19 protein-coding genes are annotated in these 21,128 nt (G+C 69.2%); 7 read left to right on the top strand and 12 right to left on the bottom strand.

Going from position 1 to position 21,128, the window contains the following annotated elements; all coding sequences use genetic code 11:
- The coding region (gene trpA / locus MMF94_RS36425; RefSeq protein ID WP_241042021.1) for a tryptophan synthase subunit alpha at nucleotides 1-669 on the top strand (669 nt) is incomplete at its 5' end.
- A 148-nt stretch (nucleotides 670-817) separates the two neighbouring features.
- Nucleotides 818-2,035, top strand: a complete 1,218-nt coding sequence (locus MMF94_RS36420) for an acyl-CoA dehydrogenase family protein (protein WP_241042020.1) — start codon at nucleotides 818-820, stop codon at nucleotides 2,033-2,035.
- A 239-nt stretch (nucleotides 2,036-2,274) separates the two neighbouring features.
- Here MMF94_RS36420 and MMF94_RS36415 read toward each other — a convergent pair whose 3' ends face one another.
- The gene (locus tag MMF94_RS36415) at nucleotides 2,275-5,043 is read right to left on the bottom strand and encodes an AAA family ATPase (RefSeq protein ID WP_241042019.1); all 2,769 of its coding nucleotides are present in this window, start codon (nucleotides 5,041-5,043) and stop codon (nucleotides 2,275-2,277) included.
- Between the two features lie 629 nt (nucleotides 5,044-5,672).
- Between MMF94_RS36415 and MMF94_RS36410 the strand changes: the two genes are divergently transcribed.
- Nucleotides 5,673-7,070: a DNA-binding protein gene (locus tag MMF94_RS36410; RefSeq protein WP_241042018.1), complete on the top strand. Its 1,398-nt coding sequence runs from the start codon at nucleotides 5,673-5,675 to the stop codon at nucleotides 7,068-7,070.
- Between the two features lie 45 nt (nucleotides 7,071-7,115).
- Here the strand turns inward: MMF94_RS36410 and MMF94_RS36405 are convergent, their stop codons facing one another.
- From MMF94_RS36405 to MMF94_RS36360, 10 genes are all read right to left on the bottom strand, one after another.
- Nucleotides 7,116-7,877, bottom strand: a complete 762-nt coding sequence (locus tag MMF94_RS36405) for a ribonucleotide-diphosphate reductase subunit beta (RefSeq protein ID WP_241042017.1) — start codon at nucleotides 7,875-7,877, stop codon at nucleotides 7,116-7,118.
- Nucleotides 7,878-7,880: 3 nt separating this feature from the next.
- The gene (gene rd / locus MMF94_RS36400) at nucleotides 7,881-8,108 is read right to left on the bottom strand and encodes a rubredoxin (protein WP_241042016.1); all 228 of its coding nucleotides are present in this window, start codon (nucleotides 8,106-8,108) and stop codon (nucleotides 7,881-7,883) included.
- A 108-nt stretch (nucleotides 8,109-8,216) separates the two neighbouring features.
- Nucleotides 8,217-9,299, bottom strand: coding sequence for a pyrroloquinoline quinone biosynthesis protein PqqE (gene pqqE, locus MMF94_RS36395; protein WP_241042015.1), 1,083 nt, complete (start codon nucleotides 9,297-9,299; stop codon nucleotides 8,217-8,219).
- Nucleotides 9,299-9,604, bottom strand: coding sequence for a pyrroloquinoline quinone biosynthesis peptide chaperone PqqD (gene pqqD, locus MMF94_RS36390; RefSeq protein WP_241042014.1), 306 nt, complete (start codon nucleotides 9,602-9,604; stop codon nucleotides 9,299-9,301). The genes pqqE and pqqD overlap by 1 nt, the downstream gene beginning before the upstream one ends.
- Nucleotides 9,594-10,331, bottom strand: coding sequence for a pyrroloquinoline-quinone synthase PqqC (gene pqqC / locus MMF94_RS36385; protein WP_241042013.1), 738 nt, complete (start codon nucleotides 10,329-10,331; stop codon nucleotides 9,594-9,596). The genes pqqD and pqqC overlap by 11 nt, the downstream gene beginning before the upstream one ends.
- A gap of 14 nt (nucleotides 10,332-10,345) precedes the next feature.
- Nucleotides 10,346-11,236 carry a pyrroloquinoline quinone biosynthesis protein PqqB gene (pqqB, locus tag MMF94_RS36380; RefSeq protein ID WP_241042012.1) on the bottom strand — a complete coding sequence of 297 codons (891 nt, stop codon included), beginning with the start codon at nucleotides 11,234-11,236 and terminating at the stop codon, nucleotides 10,346-10,348.
- Nucleotides 11,237-11,343: 107 nt separating this feature from the next.
- Nucleotides 11,344-11,451 carry a pyrroloquinoline quinone precursor peptide PqqA gene (pqqA, locus tag MMF94_RS36375; protein ID WP_241042011.1) on the bottom strand — a complete coding sequence of 36 codons (108 nt, stop codon included), beginning with the start codon at nucleotides 11,449-11,451 and terminating at the stop codon, nucleotides 11,344-11,346.
- 66 nt (nucleotides 11,452-11,517) lie between these two features.
- On the bottom strand, nucleotides 11,518-13,209 hold the full coding sequence (locus tag MMF94_RS36370) for a PQQ-dependent dehydrogenase, methanol/ethanol family (RefSeq protein WP_241042010.1): 1,692 nt from the start codon (nucleotides 13,207-13,209) through the stop codon (nucleotides 11,518-11,520).
- A 16-nt stretch (nucleotides 13,210-13,225) separates the two neighbouring features.
- Complete coding sequence (locus tag MMF94_RS36365; RefSeq protein ID WP_241042009.1) at nucleotides 13,226-13,690, bottom strand: MSMEG_3727 family PQQ-associated protein; 465 nt, start codon at nucleotides 13,688-13,690, stop codon at nucleotides 13,226-13,228.
- Nucleotides 13,691-14,619: 929 nt separating this feature from the next.
- Nucleotides 14,620-15,216: a helix-turn-helix domain-containing protein gene (locus MMF94_RS36360; protein WP_241042008.1), complete on the bottom strand. Its 597-nt coding sequence runs from the start codon at nucleotides 15,214-15,216 to the stop codon at nucleotides 14,620-14,622.
- A gap of 151 nt (nucleotides 15,217-15,367) precedes the next feature.
- Between MMF94_RS36360 and MMF94_RS36355 the strand changes: the two genes are divergently transcribed.
- Genes MMF94_RS36355 through MMF94_RS36345 form a run of 3 tightly spaced genes read left to right on the top strand, consistent with a single transcriptional unit; the run spans nucleotide 15,368 to nucleotide 18,880 of the window.
- On the top strand, nucleotides 15,368-16,807 hold the full coding sequence (locus MMF94_RS36355) for a purine-cytosine permease family protein (protein ID WP_241042007.1): 1,440 nt from the start codon (nucleotides 15,368-15,370) through the stop codon (nucleotides 16,805-16,807).
- Nucleotides 16,808-16,835: 28 nt separating this feature from the next.
- Nucleotides 16,836-17,807, top strand: a complete 972-nt coding sequence (locus MMF94_RS36350) for an isopenicillin N synthase family dioxygenase (RefSeq protein WP_241042006.1) — start codon at nucleotides 16,836-16,838, stop codon at nucleotides 17,805-17,807.
- Nucleotides 17,808-17,818: 11 nt separating this feature from the next.
- A complete protein-coding gene (locus MMF94_RS36345) occupies nucleotides 17,819-18,880 on the top strand; it encodes an isopenicillin N synthase family dioxygenase (protein ID WP_241042005.1) in 1,062 nt (353 codons plus the stop codon).
- 76 nt (nucleotides 18,881-18,956) lie between these two features.
- Here MMF94_RS36345 and MMF94_RS36340 read toward each other — a convergent pair whose 3' ends face one another.
- On the bottom strand, nucleotides 18,957-20,225 hold the full coding sequence (locus MMF94_RS36340) for an APC family permease (RefSeq protein WP_241042004.1): 1,269 nt from the start codon (nucleotides 20,223-20,225) through the stop codon (nucleotides 18,957-18,959).
- Nucleotides 20,226-20,347: 122 nt separating this feature from the next.
- Here MMF94_RS36340 and MMF94_RS36335 point away from each other — a divergent pair, with 122 nt between their 5' ends.
- Nucleotides 20,348-21,124, top strand: a complete 777-nt coding sequence (locus MMF94_RS36335) for a metalloregulator ArsR/SmtB family transcription factor (protein WP_379660573.1) — start codon at nucleotides 20,348-20,350, stop codon at nucleotides 21,122-21,124.
- Nucleotides 21,125-21,128: the final 4 nt, after the last annotated feature.

The raw sequence follows: 21,128 nt of genomic DNA, 5'->3' as shown, positions 1-21,128 counted from the left end.
GAGATCGGCATCCCGTACTCCGACCCCGTGATGGATGGGCCGACGATTCAGGCGGCCGCGGAGACCGCGTTGCGGGCGGGCACGAGGCTGCGTGACGTGCTGTCGGTCATGGAGCGGGTGTCGGCTGCGGGTGGTCGTGCGGTGGTCATGACGTATTTCAATCCGGTGTTGCGTTACGGGGTTGAGGCGTTCGCTCGTGACCTCGCTTCGGCTGGTGGCTTGGGGATGATCATTCCTGATCTGATTCCGGAGGAGGCCGGGGACTGGTTGGCCGCTTCCGGGGCCCACGGGCTGGATCGGATCTTCCTGGTCGCGCCCTCGTCCGCCGAGGAGCGCATCGCGCTGACCGCTGCGGCGGGTAGTGGGTTCCTGTACGCCACCTCGACGATGGGTGTCACGGGTGCGCGGGACAGCGTCGCCTCGGTTGCTCCGGAGTTGGTTGCGCGGTGTCGTGCGCATACCGCGTTGCCGATCGGTGTCGGTCTCGGGGTCCGCTCGGGCGAGCAGGCTGCGCAGGTCGCGTCGTTCGCTGATGGGGTGATCGTCGGGTCGGCGTTCGTCTCGGCCGCTGAGCGGGGCGGGGCCGAGCAGGTCCGTGCACTGGCCGCGGAACTGGCCGACGGCGTCCGCCGCACCAACCACCTGGCCGAGCCTGCCGCCACCGCTTGATCGACCCGTTCAGAACGGGCATCGGTCGCTCGGTCGCGAGTTGGTGGTGCACGTTCATGCACTCGATGGTGAATTCAGCGAACGGCCCACGTCGGGAGTCCGAATCCGGGCGTGGTGGCGACGAACATCGACAGAAGGAGGAGTTGTCGTGCATGATGCGGCATTCTCATCCGGTGAACTCAACGAGCCCGCCGAACGCGCAGAGGTGATGGCCACTGCCCGCGCGCTTGTTCCCCTACTGAGAGCCCACGCATCGGAGACGGAGCGGCTCGGGACTCTGCCGCCGGATGTGCACGCCGCTCTGCGCGCGGCCGGCTTCTACACGTTGACAGCACCGCGGAAGTACGGCGGCCGCGAAGCCGGCATTCGCACCGTCATCGAGGTGTTCTCCGAGCTCGCACGCGGCTGCGGATCAAGCGCCTGGGTCGCCAAGATTTGTTGCGGCGCGGCGTTCATGACGGCGCTCTTCGGCGACCAGGCCAGGCATGACGTCTGGGGGGAGGACGGATCGACAGCCGTCAGCGGCTCCACGAACGGTGCTTCGTCGAACACGGCCCGCCGGGAACCGGGCGGCATCATCATCGACGGCGATTGGTTCTACGCCTCGGGGATCCACCACGCGCAGTGGGTGCTGTGCCAGGTGTCGGTCGACGCCGACACGGCCGAGCATCCCGATGTCCGGCTCGCCTTGCTCCCCGCGTCGGACATCGCCATCAACGCCACCTGGGACATGGCCGGCATGCAGGGCAGCGGCAGCGACGGCTTTACCGTTCGTGAGCTCTTCGTGCCGGAGTACCGCACCCTTCCGGCCTGGAAGCTGAGCGGCTCGAACCACAGGTGGCAGGAAGGCGAGCGGGTCTATCACGCGTCCGTCGTCTCGCTGCTCGCGATCTCGATGGCAGGCCCGGTCATCGGCATGGCGCAGGGCGCGCTCGACCACGTCCTGGAGACGCTGGCGAAGGGCAAGGCGATCACCGGGTCGGTGTACACGGACGCCGTGCGCTCACCCAGCGTCCAGCTGGCCATCGCGGACGTCGTGTCCCTCATCGACACTGCACGGCTGCACGCTTACCGGGCGGCCGATGACATCGAGGCGGCCTCGGTCGAGGGTCGTCGGCTGGACGTCGAGGCTCGGGCGCGAATCAGGATGGACGCCAGTGTGGTCGTGCTCCGGTGCCGGGAGGCGATCGAGCGCCTCCTCGACATCGGCGGGGCCGCGGGCTTCGGTCGCAGCAACCCGCTCCAGCGGTTCTGGCGCGACCTCGCCACCGCGTCCCGGCACGCAGCGGTGTCGCCCTCACTGAGCAGGGAGATCTACGGCCGCGCGCTCCTGGGCATCGAGGAGCAGGTCACGGGGTCCGTCTGAGGGTGGGCGGCGGGGGTGGGTCACGTTGTTCGTTTCAGCTTTCGAGGCTCACTCGCCTGCCTGCCTCGACCCTTCGGGCCTGCCCCATTGACGAGCGTGCTCGACCTTGGCGTTTGCACAGCCGACCGCTCGCCCGAGGGCACGCTCGACGGCCTCTGGTCAGGCGGCCGAGACTTCGAGTCGCGATGGCGACCAGACGGTGGCGCGGTTGATGGCGCCACGTCGGACGGCGAGCTGGTTCAGCATTCCTCCGGCTGCGGATCCGCGCTGCCATGGAAGCGGTGCGGGGCCAAGCGGAGTTGTCTGCGTGAGGTGATGTTGAGCTTCGCGAAGACTTTCCTCAGGTGCCATTCGATCGTCCTGTGGCTGACGAAGAGCCGGGCGGCGATCTCGGCGTTGGTCAGCCCGGCGGAGGCGAGCCCTGCGATCTGCTCCTCTTGAGAGGTGAGCAAGTTGTCGGTATCGGGGGAGAGCCTCGGAGGTCTGGTAGCTGATTCTCCGGTCAGCTCCAGCTCGCGCGCGGCGCGGCGCGCAAACGCTCTGGCTCCGATCATGGAGAACACCTCGTGGGAGATGCGAAGCGACTCACGTGCGTCGACCACGCGGTGCTCGCGGCGCAGCCACTCGCCGTAGAGCAGATGGGCGCGTGCAAGCTCGCCGCGAACGCGACTACGGCCGAGTCGGGCGATCGCCTCGCGGTAGAGCGGTTCGGCCGCCTCGGGTTCGCTCACCAGCGCCCGCGAGCGGGCCTCGATTCCCAGCGCCCAATCGGTCCCGGATGCGCGGGTCGCCTCCGTGAGTCGTCCGAGAGCGCAAGCGGCACGTTCGGGCTGACCGCTGAGGGCGGCCGCCTCGATGAGCTCCACCATCACCCCGCACGCCGGCAGGCCCAACTCGATTGGAGACGCGTGAGAGATCTCATCGACAGCGGAGAGCGCGTACTCGTGCTGGGTCAGGCTGTTGCACAGCAACGCCTTGGCCCATATGGCAGTGACCAGCTCGACGCCCTGGCTGCCCGTCACCGCCCCTGCGGTCGTCGCGTCGATCACGCGGAAGGCCGCGCTTACCCGTCCCTGCCACGAAGCGACCAACATGGCTGCCAGGGGCATGCGCGGGCTTCCGGTCGCCTCGATCACCTCGTCGGCCTCCTTGAGCAGCGACGCGGCCGCGGGCAGCTCGCCGAGAACCGTGTGGACGACGATCCGTGACGTCAGCGCGAGCGGAAGCACCACGACGGCACCGAGCTCCCTGGCGAGCTGGACGTGCCGATCCGCGAGTGCTTCCCAGGTCTCGTTCTCCCACACTTGCGCAGCCGTCGTGCCCGCCAGCCACAGCCAGCGCAGCCCCTCGTCCGGCGGAAGGTCCGGGCTGCGGAACGCGCAGAGTGCTCGCCTCGTCATCGGCATCCCTGCGGCATGACCATCCATGATCCGGGTGGCCACGGCGTCCAGGAGGAGATCTGCTGCACCCTGAGGCGGCGAGGCGAGCGGCGCGGCTCGCGCAGCCTCGGCGATCTCCGCCAGGCCGCCGCTGTCGGCCGGCGGGCCGGCGACCATTGCCGCCGAGACGGCTTCCAGATACGTCTCACGGGCCAGCTCGGCGTCGAGCGGCTCCAGCCGCTTCGCTGCCTTGAGCAACAGCCGGGGCGCTTCGCTGCTGCGGTGCGCGGTGAATGCGATCTGAGCACGAAGCAAGTCCGTCGTGGCACGCTGGAGCTCGTCCAGCCGGCCGGCCTGCGCCAGGCAGAGCAGCCTGATGGCGGCGTCCGTCATGCCGGCCCGGTGTTTCTCCTGCGCCGCGGCCACTGTCCGTTCCGCCTTGCGCGACGGCTCGACTGTCAGCTCAGCAGCCTGCTCGAGGAACGCCGCGGCCGCAGCCGAGCAGCCGCGAGCGCGCGCTCGGAAAGCTGACCGCTCGAGCTCGTCAGCGACCTCGTCATCGGGACCGGGCGCCGCCTGGGCGCGGTGCCACGCACGCCGATCGGGATCCGTGTCCGGATTGGTGACCTCGGCCAGCGCCTGGTGTGAATTCCGGCGTTCCTTCAGCGATGCCGCCCGATAGAGCACCGAGCGCGCGAGCGGGTGTGGGAACCGGACCACCGGACCGATGTCGATCAATCCGTTCTGGGTGGCAGGCGCGGCATCTCGATCGCCGAGGCCGAGTAGTCCGGCTGCCCGCCAGAGCAGCACCGGATCACCGATCGGCTCCGCCGCGGCCAGTAGCAACAGCCGCCGCGTGTCCCGCGGAAGTGCCACGACGCGCTGCAAGTAGCTCTCCTCGATCCGCTCAGGCAGCGCGCCCACACTCAGCAACCCGCTATCGAGCTCGGCCACCGTCGATGAACGCGCCGACTCCATGAGGGCAAGCGGATTACCCCGGCTCTCGGAAACGATCCGGTCCAGCACCCGCTCGTCCACCCGGCCCCGCAGCGCCGATCCAAGCAGCAGCCGCGCCTCCGTCTCCGGAAGCCCGCCCACGACGAGTTCTCGCAATCCCGATAAGTCCAGTTCGTGGGGCTCGCGCACGGCGATGATCACAGCGACCGACTCGACCCGCAGCCGCCGGGCCACGAACGTCAGCAGCTGAACCGACGACGTGTCCAGCCACTGCGCGTCGTCGATCACGCACACCAACGGCCGCTCACGGGCCACCTCCGCCAGGAGGCCCAACACCGCAAGGCCGACAAGGAAGCGGTCCGGCGCCGGTCCGACGCGCAACCCGAACGCCGCATACAGTGCATCACGCTGCGGCCCGGGCAACGGCTCCGCCCGATCCAACATCGGCAGGCACAATTGATGGAGCCCCGCGAAAGCCAGGTCCAACTCGGACTGAACTCCCACCACACGCTCCACCCGGCAGCCCGATGTTCGGCTGACGAGGTATTCCAACAGTGCCGACTTGCCTACTCCGAGCTCGCCACGCACCACCAGCGCCCGACTCTCACCCGCCCGAATGACAGCCAGCAGCCGGTCGAGCACCTCCCGCTCGTCGCACCGATCCAGCAACATCAGATCACACCACCATCGAAATACGAAAATGCACGATCAAACGGCCGACGGCAGCGGACTCCGGGACTCGCCGGTCTATGAACTATGAGCGGCATCCGCATCCGTCCGGTGCGGCCCGTCGCGGAACGCGAGATATCCTACTTCTGTCCAAGATCGCCGAATTCCATGAGGTTCTCTTTTCGATCGCGTCGCCGGCCTCACGATACACCGTCGAGTGGCTATGTATGTCCATTTTCGATGGGAATAAACGAAATTCCGAATAGCTCGACCACCGCTGGTCCGATGTGGTGTGAGCGTGCGGCGGCAGACGGTAGCCGCGTGGCTCGTCGACCTCCGGCCTCCGTGACTCGGTCCACTCGGTCCACTCGGTCCGCGCTCGCGGTGCGTGGCCCGGCCAGTCCCTCGCCGCGTCGGTCTCAGGGGGCATCGGGATCGCGGAGGAACATGGTCATCGGCCCCTTTGCAGACCGTGGCGGGGCAAGGTACACATGGTGACGGCGGTGGCTGATCAAGCGGGAAGGGCGCCGCGCGGCGCCTGGCTGCGATCGGCTTGGCGGCGGCGGGCGGTGGGGGCCCGAGCTAAGTGCGTGCTGTGCGGTGTGGGGATGGACCAAAGGCGGTTCTTCAGCATGAGCGATGTGCACCGACTCGACACCACGTCGGCGAGTTCAGGCAGGGGCACGGTGTTCGCTGCTTGGGAGCGGTTCGTGCAGGGCGAGGATCATGTCCGTGGTGTCCGGCCCGAGGTGGTGGTCTCCTGGCATCGCTGCCGCGAGCAGTATCGGGTCGATCCACATTTGACCGAAGCTCCGCTGGCGGCGGAACATCGTGACCATACGCTCGAACAACTCGTGATACTGACCGAGTTGGGCGGGCTTGCGGGGGCCATGGCGCGGGAGGTGGAAGGCCGCAACGGCATCGTGACCGTCACCGACGCCACCGGCCGAATCCTGGCCACCTGGGGTGACGCGGCCACGGTAGCCAGAGCCGCCGACGCCAATCTCGCCACCTGGTCCTGCTGGTCGGAGGCCGGGGCCGGCACGAACGGGATGGGTACCGCGCTGGAAACGCACGGCCCGGTTCTGATCAGGGGTGCGGAGCACTGGTGCCAGGCGTTCCACAGCTGGGCCTGCGCGGGCATTGCCGTGCGTGACGTGGTGACCCGCGAGCCGATCGCGGTGCTCAACGTCTCCTGCTGGCGCACCCCGCTGCCCGATGCCACCGACAGGTGGCTCTCCCGTGCGGTCACCCAGACGCAGACCACGCTGAAAGGGCGCGCTCGAGACAGCGCCGCCGAACTGATCGCTGCATTCGTCCAGGCCAAAGGTCGCGCCACCGACGCAGTGGCCGCGGTCGACGCCGCGGGGAGTGTGGTGATCGCTGATGAGCGAGCCAGTCCACTCATGGGCGTGCCCGCCGAGGTACCCGCGGTCGAGCCCGCCATCAGATGGCGCACCTCCCTGCCGGACCTGATCCGGGTTGCCAAATATGCGAGTGAGCGTGCCGCCCGAAACTCCGACTGGGTCGGCTCGACACAGATCTTCACTCATCTCGCCGACGAGCCGGTTTCGGTCACCATTCGGCCCGTGTTCTTCTCGGGGCAACTGGCCGGGCACCTGATGTTTCTCGGCGCGTCCGGCGATGCGCAGCCGCTCCCCACACTGGCGCCCACCCTTCCGCCCAATACGCCGATGCGCCGGGTCGTAGCGCTTCGGGAGGACCGGATGGTGCTGCTGCGGCCGCGCGAAGTCAGCTTCGCCGAGTCGGACGGCAACGACGTGTGGCTGTTCACTGAGCAGGGGCGACTGCGCTCCGCCACCCCGGGCCTGGACAAGCTCACCAACGAGCTGGCCGACGCCGGGTTCCTGCGGGTGCACCGCCGCTACGTGGTCAACCTCAGTCGCGTCCGGGAAATCGAGCGCGGGTCCAAAGGTGAGCTGTCGCTGGTCATGGACAGCCAGACGAACGATGTGGTGCCGGTCTCCCGGAGGAGCACGCCGGCCGTCCGCGACGCGCTGGGGCTCTGAACCTGTTTCCTCGCACTCGGATCATCACGAGCGCGAGTCACGGGATCACCAGAACTTGATGCCGGCCGCCTTGAGACGGCGTCGATGCTGCCGCACGGCGGTCTCGATCGCGTCGGGTGTGATGAGGTCTCCCCACACCTTTGCGGCCGTCTCCCCCTGCGTGAGCAGCATGTCCGCCTCGTCCCGGCCGATATCGGCGCGCTGGACGATGCGCGATCCGAACCCGATGTGCCAGCGCTCGTCACGGAGGACCAACTCCATGCCCTTGTGCACACCCGGCAACCGGACGGACAGCCCCTCGAGCATGTCGAGCATCGCGTGCTGTCCTGCGAGGAGGACCACGCCCTCGATCACCATGTGGTAGAGCCCGACCGCGGCGGTCAGGCACTCGTGGTCCTCCGCGAGCCGTTGGGCGGTGGCCGGTAGGCGCTCCTCGAACAGATCGACGAGGTCGACACTGACGAGGCTGCGCAGAGCGTCCCGCCGTGCCGTGGGGTCGGCCCCTGGAACGCCGGCGACCTCGGCCGCGACCAGGTCGAAAAAGCGGGCGTGGCGCGCCTCGTCGCGGGCCTGGGCACGGAAGGCCGCCTCCATCGAGTCGCCGGACGCGGCCGCCTGATAGGTACCGAGCTCCCTGGACACCGCTGTCTCAGCGATGACGAAGCCCGCGATCAGTCCGAGAACCCTGGTCTTCTCGGTGTCGGTGAGCCGTGGCCAGGCCTCGCGGTCGGCCGAGTAGTCGATGCCCGTCTCGTCCCACTGCAGCGACTCGGCGAGCGTCACGAAGTGGTCGTATCCGGTGATCACGACTCAGGGTCCTCCGTCCTCCGGGAACTCTCCCGGCTCCAGCTCGCGGAAATCCGCTTTCGTGGCACCACAGATGGGGCACATCCAGTCGTCCGGGATGTCCTCGAAGGGCGTGCCGGGGTCGATGCCGCTGTCCGGGTCGCCTTCCTCGGGATCGTAGATGAATCCACACGGGATGCAGACCCATCGCGTGGTCACCGGCTTGGCCTGTGTCTGTCCGCTGACGCTCATACCGGGAGCTCCCGCCGATGAACGGTCAGCTCATCGGCGCTGTACATCGACAGTTCCGCGCCGGCTGCGAGGACCAGCATCGACGTCATCGGCGCAACCTCCTCCTGTTCAGCCGCGGTGCGGGCGGGCGATCAGCAGCTCGTCCACTCGGCGTGACCCCGCGTTGGCCTTCTCCACCGCCTCGGTCACGAGCCCGTGGTCGGGGGAGAGGTGGCAGACCGGATCGGTCCGGGTGGCGTCGCCGGTCAGCTGAAATGCCTGGCACCGGCACCCACCGAAGTCGAGCTCGCGGCGCTCGCAGGTGCGGCACGGATCCTGCATCCAGCCGGCGCCGCGGAACGCGGTGAACATCGGCGACTCGTCCCAGATCGTCGCCAGCGAGTCCTCGCGGACGCTGGCCCGGGGCAGCGGGAGCGTCTGCGCGGCCGGGCAGGGCAGCGCGTCGCCGTTCGGTGCCACGGTGAGCTGGCGCGACGCCCAGCCACCCATGCACGGCTTCGGATACTCGCTGTAGTAGTCCGGAAGTACGTGCACGATCTCCATCCTGCTGCCCAGGCGGGCACGGGCGTCGCGCACGACCTCCTCGGCGCGGGCGAGCTGGTGGCGGCTGGGTAGCAGCGCGGCCCGGTTCCGCAACGCCCACCCGTAGTACTGGGTGTTGGCCAGCTCGACGCGGTCGGCATCCAGCTCCTCGACCAGTGCCACGATCTCGGCGATCCGGTCGATGTTCTGCCGGTGCAGCACGACGTTGACGGTCAGCGGCCAGCCGAGGTCCTTCACCACGGCGGCGGCCTTGAGCTTGCGTTCGAACGACGGGATGCCCGCGATCCGGTCCGACGTCGCCGGCTCGTCGGCCTGCACGCTGACCTGCACGTGGTCGAGCCCCGCCTCCTTGAGCGCCTCGGCCCGCGGCCGGGAGAACCCGATCGCGCTGGTCACCAGGTTCGTGTACATGCCCAGCTCGGCGGCCGTGCGTACCAGGTCCACCAGGTCGCGGCGCAGCAGCGGCTCGCCGCCGGAGAGGTGGCACTGAAGCACGCCCATCTCTGCCGCCTCGGTGAACACGCGCTGCCAGTCCGCTGTGGACAGCTCGTCGTCGTAGGCGGCGAGCTCGAGCGGATTGGAGCAGTAGGCGCAGGCCAGCGGGCAGCGGTAGGTGAGCTCGGCCAGTAAACCGAAGGGCCTATCCATCACATCGCCTCCTCGACGGTGACGTGGCGGCGAGCGGCCATGCGGGCCAGGAAGTCCCGCACCTCGTCGTCCACCGGGCGCTGGTAGCGGGTGCGCAGGTCGTCCACGATTTCGGCGACGGTCCGGGACCCGTCGCACAGGCCGACGACGTCCGCGCCGGTTGCGTTGAGGACGATCACCGACTCCGGTCCGAGCAGGACGTTCTTGCCGCGCGAGCGGTCGAAACGCAGCCGTAGGTGCGGCCCGAGCCGGGGACGGGCCGTGTCCGGTAGCGCGGACGGGGCTAGCCCGGAGTCACTCGACATAGGCCTGGTCGATCGCATCCATCAGGGACCAGAGCACGTCGCACTTGAACGACAGCGCCTCCACGGCGCGGTCCTGCTCGTCGGGGGTCAGGCAGTGCGCGGTGACGACCTCCAGGGCGTGCTCGGAGTCGCGCGGCGCCTGCTCGAGCCGGGCCCGGAAGTAGGCCAGCCCGTCCGGGTCGATCCAGGTGTAGCAGCGCTCGAACGCGGCCAGGCGCTCGGCCATCAGGTCCGGCGCGAACAGCTCGGTCAGCGACGACGCGACCGCGTCCACCCACGGCTTCGTGCGGGCGAACGTCACGTAGGCGTCGACGGCGAACCGCGCGCCGGGCACGAGGTGGCGGTGGTCGAGCATCTCCTCGCGCGTCAGCCCGCATGCCTCGCCCAGCCGCAGCCAGGCCTCGATGCCGCCTTCCCCGGTGACGACCCCGTCGTGGTCGACGATCCGGCGGATCCAGCGCCTGCGAACCTCCACGTCGGGGCAGTTCGACAGGATCGCACCGTCCTTGCGGGGGATGTTCTCCTGGTAGTAGAAGCGGTTCGCCACCCAACCGCGGATCTGGGCGGGGGAGAGCGTTCCCTCGTTCATCCGCAGATGGAAGGGGTGTGCGCTGTGGTAGCTCTTCGAGTGCGCGCGCAGGCGCTCCAGGAACGCCGCCGTCTCCGGGGCCGTCGGGCCCCTCCGTCCAGTCGCAGCCGCCACGCCGTTGCGGGTCGGTGTCGCCATGGTCGTCATCGCACCTAGACCTCCACCTCGAGCCCGTCGTGGGCCACGTCCATGCCGCCCTCGGTGACCAGGCGGCGCTCCGGCGTGTCCTCCAACAGGATCGGGTTCGTGTTGTTGATGTGGATGTAGATCTTGCGTTCGATCGGCAACGGGGACAGCAGCTCGAGGCTCCCCCCGGGCCCGCCGATCGCGAGGTGCCCCATGTCGCGGGCAGTCTTCTCGGCGAGCCCGAGCCGGATCAGCTCGTCGTCGTGCCAGGTGGTGCCGTCGACGAACAGGCAGTCGATCCCGTCGAGCTCGTCGCGCACGGCCGGCGTCAGCTCCTGCACGCCCGGCAGGTACACAGCCACCCGCCCGGTGCTCTCGTCGGTCAGGCGGTAGCCCACCACCCGTCCGCCGTCGGCCCCGATGCCGAACCGGTCGTGCTTGGCCGTGGGGACGTCGAACGCCCGGTAGGAGATCCCGCCCAGCGACACCTCCTGCCCCGGGATGACCGGGTGCCAGTCGACGGGGCAGTAGCGCTCCAGCGTGTTCAGGAACCCGGTGCCCTCGCGCAGCGTCGCGTGCGTCGCAGCCGTCGCGTGCAGCTGGATGCCGCGCCCCTCGCGCAGCAGGAGCAGGCCAAGGGTGTGGTCGATCTCGGCGTCGGTGAGCAGCACCGCCTCCAGCGGCGTGACCCGTCCGTCGCCGGGGTGCATGCCGGGGAACGCCTCGAACTGGGCCCGGATGTCGGGGGAGGCGTTGAACAGGAACCAGCGCCGCCCGTCCGGGCTCGCCGCGATCGACGACTGGGTGCGCGCCCGGGCCGGCCGGGACCCGTCACGCACCGCGCCGCACGTCGGGCAGCGGCAGTTCCACTGTGGGTACCCGCCCCCGGCCGCCGATCCCAGCACCCGTAGCCGCATCCCCGCGTCCTCCTCCCGCGCCGTGGCGCGTGTCGTGGGTCCGAACGAAAGAGGGGCGCCGGACCCTCGTCCGGTGCCCCTCCTCGTCCTCGTGCCCGGTCGTCGGCTCAGGCCTCCGAGCGGGCGATGTACATGGTCACCTCCGGGGCACACCCGATCTCCTCGAACTCGGGGGCCTCCCACTCGGTACGAGACTGGGTGATGGTGGACTCCACGCCGTCACCTCCTTTCTTCGTTGCTTCGCGGCGCGTGCGGTGTTGCTAGGGCGTGAGGGACGCGCCCTAGTCCTCGGGCAGGGCGAAGACGAACAGCGCGTCGCCCGCGTTGGCCCCGAGGAACCCGGGGAAGAAGCCCTCGACCCAGCCGCCCCATCCGGTGGGCACGGCGATGTACTGGCGGCCGTCGATGCTGTACGGGGTGGGGCTGCTGTGATGCCCGCTTCCGCACTGGAACGACCACAGCTTCTCGCCGGTCTCGGCGTCCAGGGCGACGAACTCACCCGTCGGGATGCCCTGGAACACCAGCCCGCCCGCCGTGGTCAGCGTCGAGGCGCACATCGGGTACTCGTTGCGCCAGCGCCACTTCTCCTCGCCGGTCAGCGGGTCGATGGCGGCCACGAACCCGTAGTAGTCCTCGAGGTCGACGGCAACGCCCGCGCCCCAGTACGGGATGCTCTCCTTGAACTCGCGGCGCCGCCGGGTGGCCGTGGCCCCGACTTCCTGCACCGGCACGTAGATCAACCCGGTCTGGGGGTTGTAGGACATGTGCGTCCATTCCTTGCCCCCGGCAGGCCCCGGCCAGAAGTGCACCGGCTCGCCTTCCTTGTCCGGATACACCTTGGGGGTGACCTTCCCGTCGGGGGTGATCTCCCCCCAGGTGATCCGGTCCACGAAGGGGAACACCCGGACCAGCGCGCCGTCGGTCCGGTCGAGGACGAAGAAGTACCCGTTCTTGTCCGCGTGCGCGAGCAGCTTGCGCCCGTCGGGAGCATCGAACAGGAGGTTCTCCATCGTGGAGTCGTAGTCCCACAGGTCGTGCGGGGTGAACTGGTAGTGCCAGCGGATCTGGCCGGTGTTCACGTCCACCGCGATGGTGCAGTCGGTGTAGAGGTTGTCACCCTCGCGCACGCCGCCGTCGAAGTCGGGCGCCGGGTTGCCCGTCCCCTGGAAGAGGAGCTCCAGCTCAGGGTCGTAGGTGGGGGTGACCCAGCAGTTCGCACCGCCGCGCTGCCACGCCTCGCCGTCGGCCGGCCAGGTCTCGGATCCGGGCTCGCCGGGCTTGGGAACCGTGTAGCAGCGCCAGCGGCGCTCCCCGGTGTGGGCGTCGAACGCGTCCAGGTGGCCGCGGACCCCGAACTCCCCGCCGGCGCTGCCGACGATGACCATGTCCTTCACGAGCAGCGGCGCGACGGAACCGCTTTCCCCGGCGCGCACGTCACCGTTGACGACGTCGAAGACGATCTCGCCGTTCGTCGCGTCGAGCGCGATGATGTGGGCGTTGAGGGTGTAGAGGTAGACCTTCCCGTGCCCCACGGCCACGCCGCGGTTCACGTTCCCGCAGCACAGCGAGACGTCGTACGGGGAGGGGTACTTGAACCGCCAGAGTTCCTCGCCGGTCTTGGCGTCCAGGGCCCAGACTTTGCCGTCCGGGCCGGAGACGTACATGATCCCGTCCACGACGAGCGGGGAGGCCTCGAACGAGTAGGTCGACGCGCCGGAGTGCATGCCGGTCGCGCCGGCCTGGAAAACCCAGGCGGGAGTCAGGCGCCGGACGTTCTCCTTGTTGATCTGGTCCAGCGTGCTGTAGCGCTGGCCGTCATAGGTGCCGTAGTAGGTGAGCCAGTTATGTGGCTCCGAGCGGGCGTCGAGAATGCGCTCGAAGTTGACGTTCTCGGCAACCTGCGGCGCACTTCCCTTGACGGCGCTGAGTGAGGTGAGGCGGACGGCCTGACCTGCGTCGACATAGTCGGTCATCACCTGCTCCTTTCTGCTACGGGCGCGGCTGGGCGGGGCGGTCGAGCTTGGCCTCGGGCGGAACTTCCCCGCCGATGACGATCGCTCCGGTCAGGCCGCGGCCTTCGTCGTTACCGGTCGTGGAGCCGAACCAGTAGGTGCCCGGGCCCGGCAGGTTCAGGGTGGCCGTGCCCTTGGAATGGTTGACCAACCAGATGATCAGGTTGTCCCCGATGGTGGGCAGCACCGCACAGTGGGTGTTCTTGTCGTCGTTGATGAGGGTGAGCTCGAGCTCGCCGCCATGGGGCAGGATGATGATCGCGGGGTCCCAGACCAGCTCGTCCTCCGGGATCCGGATCGTGGCGCGCATTCGGCCGTCGGATCCCTCCTCGGCGTGCCCGATATTCCCCGTCCCCAGCTGTCTGCCCAGGGCGAGCCTGTTCTGTGCGGCCAGGCCGGCCTCGGCCAACTGGACTGATCGTTCATTCGAAGTAGTCGTCATTGAGCACCCTTCTCCGTCGGCTCGTAAACACCGATATGAATGATCTCGCAGAACGCGTTGGCGGCCTATCCGGTACTGCTTTGTATGTTTGTCGAACAGTTCACTGTTCGCTCAGACCGGTCCGACCCACTCCTCCGGATGCGGGACCTCGTCATCGATCTTCGTGGAGATGATCGAGGGGTTCGGGTCGGCTGTTCGGGTGGAGTGTGACCGATTCACGACGTCTATCGTCACCGTTCGCGTTGTCCGCGTTGTCCATAACTGAATTGGTGACGGCGTCCGAGATATGCTCCCACTGCAACTCCGTTGGCTCAGTGCGATACCGCGTAGATGGCTCTATTCCCGATGCGGTGCGCCCGCTGGTCGGCCTTCGGCCGGTGCGGGGCCGGCTCACAATTGAAACGTGCCCGGGGGCGCACTCTTTGCGTAAATGCCAGTCAAGAAGTACCGTACAGTCTCGATGATTAGCTCGGCAAGAGTCGCCGGCGAATTGTGTGGACCTTCTCCGTTCGTTGGCGAAGAGGTACCGCTCGTTGGCGAAGAGGTACCGTTCGTAAGGAGCTTCTACTCCGTTGCCGTCGATCGCTTGCGGCCGTTGCTCCGTCGCCTGACTGTGGCACCGGCCGGTCGAGGTAAGGCTCGGTGACGCCGATCCGGTATGGCCACAGCGGCGCTGACCTGAGCGCTGCGTGTCGGCCGGAGCGAGACAAATGCCCAGCAAAGGGAGATATGGTCCGTGAGGCGCGGCCGGTAGCCGCACGAGGAGACGATCGCGTCACGACGACCTCGCTGTCGGTCCCCGAGCCGGCAGCTCGCGCTTCCCGACCAGCGTGGTCAACCAGAGCCGCTGCAGTGGCTGGACACCCTGAATCGCGAAGTCCGGAGTCTCGCCGGGCAGTGAGTCGAGCGATCATCGGCCGTCGGCCGGTTCAGCTGTGGCCGGACGGGTGGCGCGCCCCTTCCGGCGCGTGCGCGATCGCGAGCAGGGCGCGCGCGGGTTCGTCGTCGACCAGGTGCCAGCGATGGGGGATGGATGCGGGGTGGGCGACGAAGTCGCCGGCCGCGAGCCGGACGACGCCGTAGCCGTCGACCTCGACGTCGAGCCGGCCCTCGATGAGGTAGACGCCGAGGTCGCCCGGCATCTCGAACCACTCGGCGATGTGCCCGCCGGGCTCGATCCGGTACTCGATGATCTCCAGCGGGCTGCCGGGCTGCATCAGTAGCGCCCGCCCCACCGCGGCGTCGGGGCGGTTCGCGACCGGGATGTCGCGACCTTCCCCAGCACGTACGACGGTGACCTGCGCGGCGGCCGGCGCGGGAAGCAGTGCCCCCGGCAGCACGCCGAGGGCTTCGGCGAGCCGGTAGGTGGTCACCATCGACGGCGCGCTGACCCCGCGCTCGATCTGGCTCAGGAACGGCTGGCTGACGCCGGACCGGCGCGCCAGCTCGCGCATCGAGAAGCCTGACTTCTCGCGGAGCGCGCGCACGGTGGCGCCGACCCGCGCGTTCAGCGCGGCTTCATCCACCGGCGTCACCGTTCACGCACCCGTAACAACGCTTGAATGCTGGCGACATTCATAGGCGAGACTTTGACTGCTGACAACAATCGCTACCGTCGCGTCGCAGACAGGGCACGTGCCCTGATCCTCACCGACAGCCATGGCAGGAGTATGCCCGATGGCCCTATCGACCAGCACGGACCACCATGCGGCCACGCCGGAGGACGCCTCCGGGGATGATCATGTGATCGCTCCTGGCAATCGGGCCGGGGTGGAGATGCGCGGCATCGAGCACATCCCGGATGCCGAGCGGCACGGCAGCGCCCGCCAGGTCGGCCTGATGTGGAGCGGTGCGCTGCTCAACGTGCAGGTCGTCGTCTACGGCGCGTTGCTCGTCGAGTTCGGCCTTGCCTGGTGGCAGGCCGTGGCGGCGATCCTGATCGGCAATCTGACCTGGCTGGTCGCCGGGCTGTGCAGCCTGGCAGGGCCGGCCGCGGGCAGCACGACGTTCGCGATCAACAGGGCCGCGCTCGGCCGCAACGGCAACCGGCCGCTGGCGTTCTTCAACTGGCTCATGATGATCGGGTACGAGGTGCTCGACATGGTGTTGATGACCTTCGCCGTGATCGCGCTGTTCGGCCTCGCCGGGGTCGAGCTGGGCGCCGGCGGGACGGTCGCGGTCGTCCTGGTCCTCGCCGTGGTGCAGAGCGTGCTGCCGGTGATCGGGCATGCCGCGATCACGCGGGTTCTGCGGTTGCTGGTGCTGCCCTTCGCCGCGCTGTTCGTGGTGCTCGCGTGTCTCACCGCCGGTCGGCTGAGCCTGCCTGCGGTCGAGCCCGCCGGCTGGCCGGTGTTCCTCGGCGGGGTCGCGCTCGCGGCGTCAGGGTCCGGGCTCGGCTGGTCGTCGAGCGCCGCCGACTACTCGCGCTACCTGCCTCGTTCGACCAGCCGCGGCGCACTCGTCGCGTCGGTCGCCCTGGGCGGCGCGGTCCCGCAGACGCTGCTCATGCTGCTCGGGGTCGGCGTCGCGCTGGTCGCCCCGGCCGCCTCGGACCCGATCGGCGGGCTGCCCGGTGCCTACCCGCTCTGGTTCGTCGTGCCCTATCTCCTGCTCCTGATCGTGCAGATGATGGCCGTGAACGCGATCGATCTGTACTCCTCCGGGGTCACCCTGCAGGCCATCGGTGTGCGGATCGGGCGCTGGCAGGCCGTCGTGGTCGACGGCGTGCTCTCGACGGCGATCGCGTTCGCGGTGGTGTTCTCCGGTGACTTCAGCACCATCCTCAGCAACTTCCTGCTGTTCATGATCGTGTGGTTCGCGCCGTGGGCCGCGGTGTTCGTCGTCGACTACTTCCTCCGCCGTGGGCGCTACGACCTCGGTCTGCTCGCGGACGCCCCAGCCCGGCCGGGCGATCGGGGGTTCTGCACCGCCGGGATGGTCGCGCAGGCCGCCGGGATGGTCGCCGCGGCATGTTGGCTCAACACGACGGTCTTCACCGGCCCGCTCTCCGCGGCGACCGGCGGACTGGACCTCAGCGCCCCGGCGGGCCTCGCGGTCGGCGGCGTGGTCTACCTGCTGCTCGCCTATCGCACCGTCGCCCCCGCTCAGTCTGCCTGACCCGACTCCTCGGAAAGGACCGGCACCGATGACCCGACTGCCCATCCCCCTGATCGACCTCGCCCGCTGGCGCGGCGGCGACCCGGACGAGCGCGCCGCGCTCGCCGCCGAACTCGACCACGCACTGCAGGAGTCCGGGTTCCTGCTCCTGGCCGGGCACGGCATCGGTGCCGACGTCCGCGAATGCATCCGCACCGCCGCCCGCCGGTTCTTCGTCCTGCCGTCCGCGCAGAAGGCCGCCTACGCCACCGCCGTGGGCGGGCGCGGCTGGGTCGGGCCGGGTCGGGAGGTGAACTCCTTCCCCGACGAGACCGCCGACGCCGAGCGCCCGGACTTGAAGGAGAGCTACACCCTCGGCCGCGACCTGCGTACCGGAGTCGCCGAGCTCGACCGGGTCTGGTTCGCCGAGAACGTCTGGCCGGCCGAGGTCCCCGAACTGGCCGCGCTGTGCACCGGCTACGCGGACGCGGTCCGGCGCGTCTATGGGGAGCTTCTGCAGCTGAGTGCGACCGCGCTGGATCTGGATGCCGACTTCTTCGTGCGCCGCACGCTGTGCTCGCCGCACACCTTCAACATCAACCGTTACCCGCCGCTGAGCGAGACCGGCGCTCCGGCGGAGGGGCAGTACCGGATCGGGCCGCACACCGACTGGGGCATGATCACGATCCTGGACAGGCAGGTCGGCTACGGCGGCCTCGAGGTACAGGCCCCCGACGGCACCTGGGTGAGTGCTCCGCACGTCCCCGACGCCTTCACCGTCAACATCGGTGACCTGATGGCCCGCTGGACGGGCAACCGCTGGCGCTCCACCCGGCATCGCGTCCTGCCCCCGTCACCGGACGCACCCCACGAGGAGCTGATCTCGCTGATCATGTTCCTGGAGGCAGACGTCGACACCGTCGTCACGCCGTTGCCAGCACCCATCGGCCGTCGCGGGTACCCACCCGTCACCGCGGGCGACTACCTGCTCGAACGCGCGGCCGCGGCCACCGTCAGCTGAAGGAGGAACCCATGTCCGGAGCACAGACCCGCGACGGCGTCCTGGACGTCCCCGTCATCGACATCACCCCGTTCCGCATTGACGCCCACGGCGGCGCCCGGGACGCCGTGGCCGCCGCCGTGGACCAGGCGGCACGCACCGTCGGGTTCATGCAGATCGTCGGGCACGGCATCCCGCAGCAGACGCTCGACGCCTTCACCCGCGCCACCGAGGCGTTCTTCGGGCAGGAACTATCCGCCAAGCTGGCGTACCGCTGCCCGCCCGGGGTCAACCGCGGCTACTCGCCCCCGAAGTCCGAGGCGCTGGCCAACAGCCTCGGTCTGGTGAGCACGGCCGACCTGTTCGAGGCCTTCAACGTCGGTGCGCAGGCCTCGGACTTCCCGGGGCTCGACCTCTCGCCCACGGACTACGAGGAGAACGTGTGGCCGGACACGCCCGGGTTCCGGCCCGCCGTAGAGGACTGGTTCGCGGCGGCCGGCGGCGTCTCCCGCACCATGATGAGGATCGTCGGTCGGGCTCTCGACCTCGGCGAGGAGTACTTCGCGTCCTCGACCGACCACTCCGTCGACGTTCTGCGAATGATCAACTACCGCCTGCCGTCCGCCGACGTCGAGCTGGAGCCCGATCAGGTCGGGATGGGCGCGCACACCGACTACGGCATCGTGACGGTGCTGTGGGCCGACGCCGTGCCCGGCCTGGAGATCCTCGACGCCGAGGGCCGGTGGCACCCGGCGCAGCCGGCCACCGGCGCACTCCTGGTCAACCTCGGTGATGCGCTCGCCCGCTGGACCAACGACCAGTGGATCTCCACGATGCACCGGGTCGCCGCACCCGTGGTGGACGGCGTGCTGGTCCCGCGTCGGTCGGCGGCGTTCTTCCACGACGGGAACGTCGACGCCGTCATCGCACCCCTGCCGACGTGCGTCGACACCGAGCACCCGGCCCGGTACGAGCCGGTGACCGTCGGCGAGCACCTGCGGGCCAAGCTCGCGGGCTCGCGCGGCGGGGCTCTCGCCACGGTCGCCCAGCGGGAGGTCGCCCGCCTCGACCCCACCGGGGCCGACCCACGGTGAGGGGACGAGGCGGCGGTGGCAGGCTAGTTCGGCGTCGCACCGGAGGGCAGCGACGGCTGCGAGCATCCCTCGGGCTTCACTCTGTCGCGGCTCGACGCCGCGCAGTGATCAACCGCAGCCCGCGGTAGGCAACGCCGAGCACGAACACGCCGGTGCCGACAGCCACCGCCTGCCAGGGCAGCGTGGCCACCAGCAGCAGGCAACCCAGCGCGCCCAGCACCTGCAACCAGCGCGGGAACCGTCGATGGCTGGGCGCTTGGGTGAAGGCGGCGATGTTGGCGACAAGGTAGTAGAGCAGCACCCCGAACGAGGAGAACCCGATCGCGCCCCGCAGGTCGATCGTGAGCACCAGCACGGACACCACCACCGCGACCACGACCTCGGCGCGGTGCGGCACGCGGAACTTGGGGTGCACTGCGGCCAGCCAGCGCGGCAGGTCGCCTTCACGGGCCATGGCCAGCGTTGTGCGCCCGATGCCCGCGATGAGCGCCAGCAGCGCCCCGAGGGCAGCGGCAGCCCCGCCCGCCGCCACGATCGACCCTGCCCAACCAGCACCTGCCCCAGCCACGACGTCGACCAGCGGGGCGCTCGACCCAGCCAGCCGATGAGGCCCGAGTATCAGCAGAGCGGTCACAGCGACCACAGCGTAGATCGCCACCGCAACACCAAGGGCGAGCACGATCGCCCGCGGGATCGTCTGCTCTGGATCGCGCACCTCCTCACCCATCGTCGCGATCCGCGCATAGCCGGCGAACGCGAAGAACAACAGCCCGGCCGACTGCAACACCCCGTACGTCCCCGCCGGACCCGATCCACCGACGAGCAAACCGGGATCGGGATGGCCACAGACCAACCCGGTAGCAACCACCACCGTCAGCGCGAGCAAGACCACCGCGACCACCACCCGGGTCAACCGGGAAGTCCGGGTCACACCGCGATAGTTCACCGCAGCCAGCGCGAGCACCGCCGCGACCGCCACGGGCCGTTGCCAGGTAGGCGGGACCGCGTAGGCGGCGAAGGTCAACGCCATCGCCGCGCAGCTTGCGGTCTTGCCGATCACGAAACCCCAGCCGGCCAGGAAGCCCGGCCACGCGCCCAGGCGCTCACGCCCGTACACATACGTCCCGCCAGACGTCGGGTACTGCGCGGCCAGCTGCGCTGACGCTGTCGCGTTGCAATACGCCACCACCGCAGCGATCACCAACCCGACCAGCAGTCCGCCGCCGGCGGCCGCAGCGGCGGGTGCGAACACAGAGAACACCCCGGCGCCGATCATCGAGCCGAGCCCGATCACCACCGCATCAGACGTCCCGAGACGCCGCACCAAGGCGGGCTCACCCGTCATCGCCACCCCCGCCACCGCTTGCCACGCCGACAACGACGCTCTGGACACTAGGTGAAGCGAGCGCAATCCATCAAACAGAATTGATGTATCAAGCCAGGCTGATGTAGCTTCCTGACATGTCAATGGAGCGGCCCGGGGCGAAGACGCCACCAGAGTTTCTCCAGCTGGCCGCCCACCCGCTGCGGTGGCAGCTCCTCGCCACACTCGCCGACGGCGATCATCGGGTTCGCGAACTGGCCGCCCACATCGCCCAGCCGCAGAACCTGACCTCCTACCACCTGCGGCTGCTGCGAAATGCGGGGCTGGTCAGCGCGACTCGCAGCAGCTACGACGGCCGCGACAGCTACTACCACCTGGACCTGGACCGATGCGCGCAGGCACTGGCCGAGAGCGGCGCCGCACTGCACCCGGCACTGCGTCGAGACGCCGGACAATCCGATGTGCCACCGGCAGGTCGGCCGGCTGGATCGGTCGCGGTGTTGTTCGTGTGCACCGGTAACGGCTCTCGCTCACCCATGGCCGAGGCACTCTTGCGCCGGCGGACCGGCGGCGCCGTGACGGTAGCCAGTGCCGGGACCCGACCCAGGCGGGCGCTGCATGCCAACACCGTCCGAGTGTTGCGCGAGCTGTTCGGCATCGACGCAACCGGATTCCAGCCCCGCCACATCGACACGCTCGTCGATCGGCGGTTCGACCACGTCATCACCTTGTGCGACCGCGCTCGCGAGGCATGCCCGGAGTGGTCCGCCATCCCTCGACGAAGGCATTGGAGCATCCCCGACCCCGCGGCGGCCGAGGGCACCGACGACGCTACCTACTCCGCCTTCCGGCGCACCGCGGCCGAGGTCGATACCCGCGTGAGGCATCTGCTGCCCGTTCTCGCCGCCACCCACCGCTAGGAGA

It is taken from the genome of Pseudonocardia alaniniphila (genome assembly GCF_022524485.1).
In the GTDB taxonomy this organism is placed as follows: domain Bacteria; phylum Actinomycetota; class Actinomycetes; order Mycobacteriales; family Pseudonocardiaceae; genus Pseudonocardia; species Pseudonocardia alaniniphila.
Note: the sequence above shows the minus strand (reverse complement) of the source record. Positions and strands in the feature narration are given on the sequence as shown.

Bases quoted from the DNA above. Each gene is read 5' to 3' on its own strand.
- MMF94_RS36410 (WP_241042018.1), top strand. From the start codon at position 5,673: ATGAGCGATGTGCACCGACTCGACACCACGTCGGCGAGTTCAGGCAGG.
- MMF94_RS36415 (WP_241042019.1), bottom strand. From the start codon at position 5,043: ATGTTGCTGGATCGGTGCGACGAGCGGGAGGTGCTCGACCGGCTGCTG.
- rd (WP_241042016.1), bottom strand. From the start codon at position 8,108: ATGAGCGTCAGCGGACAGACACAGGCCAAGCCGGTGACCACGCGATGG.
- MMF94_RS36365 (WP_241042009.1), bottom strand. From the start codon at position 13,690: ATGACGACTACTTCGAATGAACGATCAGTCCAGTTGGCCGAGGCCGGC.
- MMF94_RS36345 (WP_241042005.1), top strand. From the start codon at position 17,819: ATGTCCGGAGCACAGACCCGCGACGGCGTCCTGGACGTCCCCGTCATC.
- pqqD (WP_241042014.1), bottom strand. From the start codon at position 9,604: ATGTCGAGTGACTCCGGGCTAGCCCCGTCCGCGCTACCGGACACGGCC.
- MMF94_RS36370 (WP_241042010.1), bottom strand. From the start codon at position 13,209: ATGACCGACTATGTCGACGCAGGTCAGGCCGTCCGCCTCACCTCACTC.
- MMF94_RS36340 (WP_241042004.1), bottom strand. From the start codon at position 20,225: ATGACGGGTGAGCCCGCCTTGGTGCGGCGTCTCGGGACGTCTGATGCG.
- pqqC (WP_241042013.1), bottom strand. From the start codon at position 10,331: ATGGCGACACCGACCCGCAACGGCGTGGCGGCTGCGACTGGACGGAGG.
- MMF94_RS36350 (WP_241042006.1), top strand. From the start codon at position 16,836: ATGACCCGACTGCCCATCCCCCTGATCGACCTCGCCCGCTGGCGCGGC.
- MMF94_RS36355 (WP_241042007.1), top strand. From the start codon at position 15,368: ATGGCCCTATCGACCAGCACGGACCACCATGCGGCCACGCCGGAGGAC.
- MMF94_RS36335 (WP_379660573.1), top strand. From the start codon at position 20,348: ATGGAGCGGCCCGGGGCGAAGACGCCACCAGAGTTTCTCCAGCTGGCC.
- pqqB (WP_241042012.1), bottom strand. From the start codon at position 11,236: ATGCGGCTACGGGTGCTGGGATCGGCGGCCGGGGGCGGGTACCCACAG.
- pqqE (WP_241042015.1), bottom strand. From the start codon at position 9,299: ATGGATAGGCCCTTCGGTTTACTGGCCGAGCTCACCTACCGCTGCCCG.